Annotated in this window: 6 protein-coding genes, 1 tRNA gene and 1 rRNA gene; 4 read left to right on the top strand and 4 right to left on the bottom strand. The window is 46.0% G+C overall.

Annotated elements, in window-relative coordinates; genetic code table 11:
- The first annotated feature begins 108 nt into the window (after positions 1 to 108).
- Positions 109 to 225 (top strand): 5S ribosomal RNA (gene rrf, locus HGKM_RS06670).
- A gap of 47 nt (positions 226 to 272) precedes the next feature.
- Here the strand turns inward: rrf and HGKM_RS06665 are convergent.
- A complete protein-coding gene (locus tag HGKM_RS06665) occupies positions 273 to 1,328 on the bottom strand; it encodes a M42 family metallopeptidase (protein ID WP_019134562.1) in 1,056 nt (351 codons plus the stop codon).
- Positions 1,329 to 1,491: 163 nt separating this feature from the next.
- On the opposite strand from HGKM_RS06665, the gene HGKM_RS06660 reads away from it, so the two are divergent.
- Together HGKM_RS06660 and HGKM_RS08320 are read left to right on the top strand one after the other, a co-directional pair.
- A complete protein-coding gene (locus HGKM_RS06660) occupies positions 1,492 to 1,884 on the top strand; it encodes a thioesterase family protein (protein ID WP_019134561.1) in 393 nt (130 codons plus the stop codon).
- Positions 1,885 to 1,982: 98 nt separating this feature from the next.
- Positions 1,983 to 3,980 (top strand): cell wall-binding repeat-containing protein, encoded by a 1,998-nt coding sequence (locus HGKM_RS08320; protein WP_019134560.1) that lies wholly within the window; start codon positions 1,983 to 1,985, stop codon positions 3,978 to 3,980.
- 159 nt (positions 3,981 to 4,139) lie between these two features.
- On the opposite strand, the gene HGKM_RS08760 is transcribed toward HGKM_RS08320, so the two are convergent.
- Positions 4,140 to 4,295, bottom strand: a complete 156-nt coding sequence (locus tag HGKM_RS08760; protein WP_019134559.1) for a hypothetical protein — start codon at positions 4,293 to 4,295, stop codon at positions 4,140 to 4,142.
- 165 nt (positions 4,296 to 4,460) lie between these two features.
- On the opposite strand from HGKM_RS08760, the gene HGKM_RS06650 reads away from it, so the two are divergent.
- Entirely contained in the window at positions 4,461 to 5,531 is a 1,071-nt protein-coding gene (locus tag HGKM_RS06650) for a DUF3048 domain-containing protein (protein WP_019134558.1), read from the top strand.
- Between the two features lie 11 nt (positions 5,532 to 5,542).
- On the opposite strand, the gene HGKM_RS06645 is transcribed toward HGKM_RS06650, so the two are convergent.
- Positions 5,543 to 6,877 (bottom strand): RNA-binding domain-containing protein, encoded by a 1,335-nt coding sequence (locus tag HGKM_RS06645; protein WP_019134557.1) that lies wholly within the window; start codon positions 6,875 to 6,877, stop codon positions 5,543 to 5,545.
- A gap of 586 nt (positions 6,878 to 7,463) precedes the next feature.
- Positions 7,464 to 7,536, bottom strand: a tRNA-Thr gene (locus HGKM_RS06640).
- Positions 7,537 to 7,645: the final 109 nt, after the last annotated feature.

Genomic DNA, 7,645 nt, shown 5'->3' with positions numbered 1-7,645 from the left:
ACAGTAATGTATGAAGCTGACTGATACTAATTACTCGTGAATTTGACCAGAAATATCTTTTACTATTTGAATGCAAGGTGAAATAAGAATGACGTTGTTCATTCTTCATATGGTGATTTTAGCAAGAGGGATCCACCTGTTCCCATTCCGAACACAGAAGTTAAGCCTCTTTACGCCGATGGTACTTGGTTGGAGACGACCTGGGAGAGTAGGAAATCGCCAAATAAGAAGCCCGAGAGCAATCGCTCTCGGGTTTTGCTTTAGGGGGGCGATTAATCCTCCAAATAGGCTTGGATCAGCCGGAAAGTATTGCCAGCTCCATCGATATGGGACCGTTCATAGCCGTGGGAGGCATAGACGCCGGGGCCGATGAGGGCATGGCGGAAGTCGTGACCGGCAGCCAGGGTGGCTTCTACATCGCTGCCATAAAAGGGATAGATGTCCACGGCAGCGTCAATATTGTATTTCTCGGCCAATTCAATCAGGCGAGAGACCAGTTCATAGTTATAAGGACCGCCGGAATCCTTAGCGGCGATGGAGACCTGTTTTTCCCGGCAGTTCAGGCCTTCGCCCACGCAGCCCATATCCACCGACCAGACCTCCGTCACTCCTTCGGGGAAGGGGTGGGAGCCGCCGTGGCCCACTTCTTCGTAGATGGTGAAGTGGATATAGAGGTCCCGGGATAAGGTGATTTTTTGGTCCTTTAAGTATTTGAGATAGGCAAGGAGGATGGCGGCGGATAACTTGTCATCCAGGAACCGGCTCTTGATATAGCCGGATTTGGTGATTCTTGTCCGGGGTTCAAAGAAGACGTAGTCCCCGGCCTGGATGCCCAGCTTCTTGACGTCTTCATCCTCCTTGACGTCCTCATCTATAACTACCTCCATGGTCTCCCAGTTCCTCTGGGTGGTTGTGAAATCCTTATTCACATGGACAGAGGCATTTTCCAGTTGGAAGGTCCCTTCATAGGTCTTTCCGGACCGGGTCAGGATGGTGACATTCTCCGTTTCCGTGTTGCTGGGGTTGAGGCCACCAATGGGTGTGATCTGAATTCCCCCGGTCTCCTTGATGGCGTGGACCATACCGCCTAGGGTATCCACATGGGCTTGGAGGAGGATACCATTTCCGGATATTTTGCCCGGAATATGGGCTAATACACCGCCCTTGAGGGTTTTCACCGCCTCAATGTCCATGTCGGCCAGTTGGGTCATCAGGTGGTCGGTAACCGCCTTTCCATAGCCGGAGGGGGAGGGGATGGCAAGGAGATCCTGGGCATTTTGGAGGATTTGGTCTTTATAATCGAGATAGGCATCTTTATTAAAGGTCATTTTGAATCCTTTCTGTTGTGGGATTTCTGCATTTCATGAACAAAACTAGGATACGAAAAGAAAAAGCAAATGTCCATGGGAAGGCTGGAAAAAATGAGAGAAGGCCATATAATAATTGTCATAGGAATAGTAATAACATATAGAGATATAGAAAGGAAATGATATGGACTTGGGAATTTTGGGAGAAAAGAAGGAAGTGGTGACTAAGGAAAATACGGCTGACCGCCTAGGATCCGGCCTCCTTCCGGTCTATGCCACCCCCTCCATGGTGGCTTTGATGGAAGCTACCTGCTTGGAGTCCGTGGCCGGTGAAATCGGTCCGGATAATGATACCGTAGGCATTGCCATTGACGTTAAACACCTGGCTGCTTCTCCGGTCGGGGAGGAGATTACCTGTAAGTCCGAGCTGGTGGAAATCGACCGCAAGCGCTTGGTCTTCCACGTGGAAGCCTTTGACCGACATGAGAAGATTGGAGAGGGGATCCACCAGCGCTTTATCATCAACCCTGAAAAATTTATGGAAAAAGCCCAGGCAAAGTTAAAAGACCAAGATTGATATTTTTTTTAGTAAGAACAATTGACTAGTCGCTATACAAAAAGATACAATAAGGTTACAAAGGTACTTTGTTAAAAAAGATGAAGGAGGATTTTTTGATGAAACGTTTTGGGAATAAGCTACTATGCTTCATTCTCGCTCTGGTTATGGTCCTTGGCACATTTTTAACCACGGATGTAGCAAAAGCGGGAAAGACGCAGGATGTCAGCTTTTACTGGCATCATTATGATATGGGAAAGGGATATTACAATCCCGAGGATGAAGGAAAACCGGTTTCTTTTGCATTTTTCATTGAATTCAAAGGAACCGGAGAAGATGGACAGGTTCATACCGGTCTTTATTCACAGTTAACCTATTCGGGTAAAATCGGAGAGGAAACGAGAATCACAGTACCCGTGGATGAAATTACCGATAATAAAAATAATAAATATACCGATTGTACGATTTACTCGATCTTTGTTCCGATTTATTCGGGAAATACGATTTATGCGACCAGTGGCGGTGATGAAAGCCTAAGCTACATGCTTCAACAAAACATGGAGACGAAAACACAGGCAAAAATCGCAGAGAATTCCATTATCCTTGATGAAGACAGAGGTGCCATGCCCATCCTTTATCGGGCAACCGTAACAAGGGAAGAGGATGGAAAAGAAGTCACCGAGATTGCGAAAAGCAGGAAAAACGGAAAGGTGATTCAAAAAACTTTGCTATTCCGGGAAGGGGATGTGCCGGTTTGGTCAGAGAATAGGGCTGAATCTTTCTATCGTGCTATTTTTCAGAGTGAATTAGAGCCATTTAGCCCCTATTCCGGTAAGTATAAGACCTTTCATCTCATTGCAGAATTTACAGGCAACCGTAAGACAGAACTGGATGAACGCTATCAATTAACGGTGGAAGGTGATGATCTCAAGGGATGGACTTTAACACTTTCCTCCAAAATTAAAGAAGGAAGTAAGGAAGTCACTGAAGACATTCCCTATTCCACCGTTTATGAATTTGACCCAAGCCTGAAAGAAGGGGAAGTTAAGCTGAAGCAAGAGGGTCAATTGGGCAAGAAAATCACCAAGACGCCCTATTACTATGTACTTGATGGTAATGGTGGGGAAAAAGTTCTGAAAACTTTTGAAGAAAAGACCACCATTATTAACCCTGTGGATAAAATCTACCTGAGAGGTCCCATTAAGGGTGGTAATCAACCGAATCCCTCCGACAATAATACGGACCGTATTGGTGGCGAGGACCGGATAGATACTGCGGGTAAGGTATCTTCAAAATTCTTTGAAAAAGCGGATACTGTAATTCTGGCCCGGATGGATGATTATCCCGATGCTCTTACAGCCGGCGTTTTAGCAAAGCTGATGAATGCGCCCATCCTTCTGACAGGAACCGACCAGCTGGATGCTCGTGTTGCCGGTGAAATCAAGCGTTTAGGCGCACGTCAAGTCCTTGTTGTTGGTGGGGATAATGCGGTTTCTCAAAAGGCCATGGATCAGGCAAAGGCCATCGCCGGCTCGGCAGAGCGGATCGGCGGCAAGGACCGCTATGAAACTGCTGCCCTTATCGCCAAGCAGGTTGTCGCATTAAGCAAGAATTCCTCCAAGGCAGTGGTTGCTACCGGTCAGGACTTTGCGGATGCCTTGGCCATTTCCGCCTATGCGGCCAGGGAAGGCCAGCCCATACTTTTGGTCAAGCCCAACCAAGTTCCTGAAGCGACCGCCAAGGCCCTTGCCGACCTGAAAGTGGAGGGGGTCACCATCGTCGGTGGTGATGCCGCTGTTTCCAAGGCTCTTGAGGCCAAATTGCCCAAACTTGAAGCTCGTGTAGGTGGGGCCAACCGTTATGAGACGGCTGCCCTCGTCGCCTCACGCTTCTTCGAAAATTCTGATAGAGCCTTCCTGGCTTCGGGGCAGAATTTTGCTGATGCTCTGGTCATTGGCCCCGTCGCAGGAAAGCTCAATGCCCCTGTCCTTCTTTCCAAGCGTGACCTTCTGCCTGCTGAAACCAAGGCTCAGATCAAAAAGGCTGGCTATAAGAAGATCACCATCGTTGGCCTTGATGGGGCTATTTCCAAGGCAGTGGAGGATGAGCTGAAATAGGACCTAGGGGAATCCAGTCAACCAGGTTAACCGAAAAGAAGTCTAATGTGACAAAAGAACCCGGCATTTCTGCCGGGTTCTTTTTTCTTGTCAAAAAAAGAGGGCTGAAGGAGAAAGGGATAGACCTTCTCCTCCAGCCCCTAATCAAAGGATCGTTGTTTACTCTTCTTCTTCACCGGGAACCTTATTCCGGTTGATGGCGGTTTTCGTCTGGTTCTCATCGGTGCGGGGATTATTGTTGATTACCGAGTTATTTTCCTCGTAGGTTTTTGTATTTTCATGATCCTTGTACTGGCTGGATTTCTGTTCTGTCATGTCTTCCTCCTTAAGAGTTTTCGGTCCATAGGAAGCCTATAAACCACACAATTATCATCTTTTCCTCTTATCTATTGTAACTCATCGGCCGCTTTCTGTATAGGCAAGTGTCGGGAAATAGTTTGCCTTCCTGTGTTATAATAAGCAAGGAAAAAAGGAGGGACTATGAAGAAATTCCCATTTTTACTGGCTTTGGCCTGTTTCATTCTGATCAGCTTTACCGCTTGCTCCGGGAAAAAGAGTGAGATTACTTCCGAAGAAATTTCCGAAGAGATTTCTTCCGAAACGGTCATCGTGTCCTCGGAAGAGGAGCCGGAAGAAGCTTATTATTCCATTTATAATGGCCTGGAAATCGAAGAAGACCAAGTGGGCCTCCGGCCCATCATGGTCATGATTGACAACCAATACTATGCCCGTAACCAGGCCAACCTGACCAAGGCCTCCATCGTATGGGAGATGAGGGTGGAGGGGGAGTTTACCCGCTACATGGCCCTCTTCGAACAAAAGCCCGGACAGAACGACTTCCTGGTCGGTCCCATTCGATCGGCCCGTCCCAACTTCGTCACCATCGCCAACCAATATGGGGCCATCTATGCCCACCACGGCGGCTCATGGGATGGGCTGCAATTAATCAAGCGCTTGAGTTTGGATGACCTGGAAGGGATGAGGGGGGAAGACGGCCTCTTCTTCCGTTATCGGGAAACCGGGAAACGGCCACCCCATGACTCTTACTTCAATTTGGAGAAGGCCTTCCAACAGGCGGAGAAAATGGGCTATCAACTGGAGGGGAAAGACGTAGGATTTTCTTTCCACCCGGTCTTTGAACCGCTGGACCATGGAGAATCCGCCCAGTCCTTCATCTTGGACTATCAAGGCAAGCTCAACAATATTGAATTCAAGTACCTGCCGGAAAAACAAGCCTATGAGCGCTATCGGGAGGGGACCCTCCAGGTGGATGAGGGGACGGAAGAACCGGTCTTATCCACCAACGTCATCATCCAATATGCCAACAGCTACAACTATGATGATAAGGGCCACAAGGCCTTCGACTCCATTGGTCAAGGGAAGGGCTTTTATGTGACCGGGGGGAAGGTTATTCCCATCCGCTGGGAAAAGCCGGATGACCACACCACCCCCACCCGTTTCCTGACCGAGGATGGGGAGGACTTAGTCCTCAATCCCGGGCTCACCTGGATCTGCGTGATCGATGATCGGATGGATCCGAATTTTGAATAGGCATCTCTATTCTATTTCAGCACATCCCATTTCGGTGTTTGCTTGGAGCCGACACGCCGGATGTACCCCTTTTCTCTCAAGGAATCCAAAGCCCTTTGTACTGTTCTTACCGTTTTGGATATTTGATCAGCAATCTCACTGCGAGAAGAATTCGGCTTCTGTTTAAGAATAGCAAGAACAGCCATTTCGGTTCCATTTAAAGTGACATCAAAAGTGACACTTGGAATGTCACTTTGAAGTAACGGCCTATACAAGATGAACTTGAAGCCGAATTTATCACTCTCATAAGAAAAGCGGATTCCGGCATCTTGACATAAACTGCCTACACGCTTAAAACCGCTACCAAACTGTTCGATTGACTTGTTGAGATAAAGGATTTTGGCAATTGTGGCGTTGCGAATCACAGATTCATAATTACCCCTCATATACTCTTCCGGTTTGTGATTGCTCGCATATTCACCAGGACTATAGATGGTGATCATTCCGGGATGTATACAAATCTCGTGATTCGTATGGCCGTTGTAGATGGCATGGGCAAAGCTGTTGGCCAGAACCTCTCTGATTACCGCAACGGGGATTTCAGGTATCTCAGTTCTCTCTGTGGCAATGATCTCGCTCCTCCATCGGATGTTTTTTAGTATATAATCCTCAGCTATTCCAAGAAGATTATAGATATTATTCTCGAATAACTTCATATCGAGGAAAGTGAGTTTTTCGTTCGTAGCAAATATGGCAGCTTTCAACGAGACAGGATGAGTGATTCCAAAAAGATACTCACCCGCATTGTTAAGTCTATTGCCGTTAACAAGCCCATACCGTTTCAAAATGATTGGGCAAGTATATCTTCCCTCTGGTATTCTTCCAACGGAAATAGCCCTTTGCCAAAACAATTTGACAGCCTTCTTATCGACTTGTTCTATTGAAGCGGTAGAGGGGGATTTTTCCCATCTTTCTTTGTATTCGTTTGAAACGAAAAAGCTTTTTAATTCTTCGGGCGTCACTTCCCGATCCTCATCAGCTGTCCGAAGATAATACCTTCCAGCGGCAGAATAGGGTGTGTTATTTCCGTTGAATTCCACCTTGATTAATTGCTTTCCTTCGAGAACAATTTCTTCAATGGCAGGATAAATCTGTGGCCGTATGTTTTCATAGACGGATCTTGATACGTCCCTGAGTGAGGTCTCCGATACAACTTGACCGCATATTTCTCCATTTGGTTTTACACCAAAATAGAGTGTTCCGATGCCATGCTTATTAAGAATCGATGATATTGAGATCATCGCCTCTTTGATTTCTCCTGTTGTCTTTTTGAATTCAATGGTTTCCGTTTCTTTTCCTAGATTCATGTCTTACCCCTTGCTTTTCGAAGTGACATAATTAGCCTACATAGTGACAATTTTGTCACTATGTAGGCTATCTTTATATAATATTGCGGAATTCCGGAGAAAATTCACCATACTATTATGTGAAAGAAAATCTTGGTGATAAGGGATGCACAAGGTGTTGCACAAAGCAGTTAGACTATTGATCTTCATTATTGAAATTTAGGCGTTCTAAGTCAAATAATTAGCTAGGCTCATGCACAAGGTGTTGCACAAATATGTTGTTGACTTTTTTTGCGCTTCTGATACTTTTGCCATGGTTTGTGACCCTTTCTCAGCTCCTAGAAGATTGTAAAGTGAGTTATTAAAAAAAGAGAGGAGGAATATGCTTTTTTTTTCGAATAGGTGACAGTAGTATATCACGAAAAGACTACGGTTCAGCCGATTGTAGGCCCGTTCTATGTAAATTTGTACTGAAAGAAATCACATGGTACAGATAAAAACAGAAAGAATGAATGATTTTTCACGATAGCACCATGGGTAGCACCACCGGCATAGAACAAGAACAAAAGAACCGCTTGAAACTATTGATTTCAAGCGGTTCTTTATAAGCTGGCAATAGGACTTGAACCCACAACCCTCTGATTACGATTCAGATGCTCTACCAATTGAGCTATGCCAGCAAGTGGATGATTTGACCTAGCTAGTATACCAAAGATCTTCCGGGAGGGTCAAGACCAAAAGGGAGGATAGAAGATGGTATAATAATAGACCATTGGATCGTTTTGTTTT

The organism is Kallipyga massiliensis ph2, assembly GCF_000311985.1.
GTDB lineage: Bacteria > Bacillota > Clostridia > Tissierellales > Peptoniphilaceae > Kallipyga > Kallipyga massiliensis.
This window is presented reverse-complemented; position numbering and strand designations above follow the sequence as displayed.

Coding starts and splice junctions, on each gene's coding strand:
- HGKM_RS06660 (WP_019134561.1), top strand. CDS start 1,492: ATGGACTTGGGAATTTTGGGAGAAAAGAAGGAAGTGGTGACTAAGGAA.
- HGKM_RS06665 (WP_019134562.1), bottom strand. CDS start 1,328: ATGACCTTTAATAAAGATGCCTATCTCGATTATAAAGACCAAATCCTC.
- HGKM_RS08760 (WP_019134559.1), bottom strand. CDS start 4,295: ATGACAGAACAGAAATCCAGCCAGTACAAGGATCATGAAAATACAAAA.
- HGKM_RS06650 (WP_019134558.1), top strand. CDS start 4,461: ATGAAGAAATTCCCATTTTTACTGGCTTTGGCCTGTTTCATTCTGATC.
- HGKM_RS08320 (WP_019134560.1), top strand. CDS start 1,983: ATGAAACGTTTTGGGAATAAGCTACTATGCTTCATTCTCGCTCTGGTT.
- HGKM_RS06645 (WP_019134557.1), bottom strand. CDS start 6,877: ATGAATCTAGGAAAAGAAACGGAAACCATTGAATTCAAAAAGACAACA.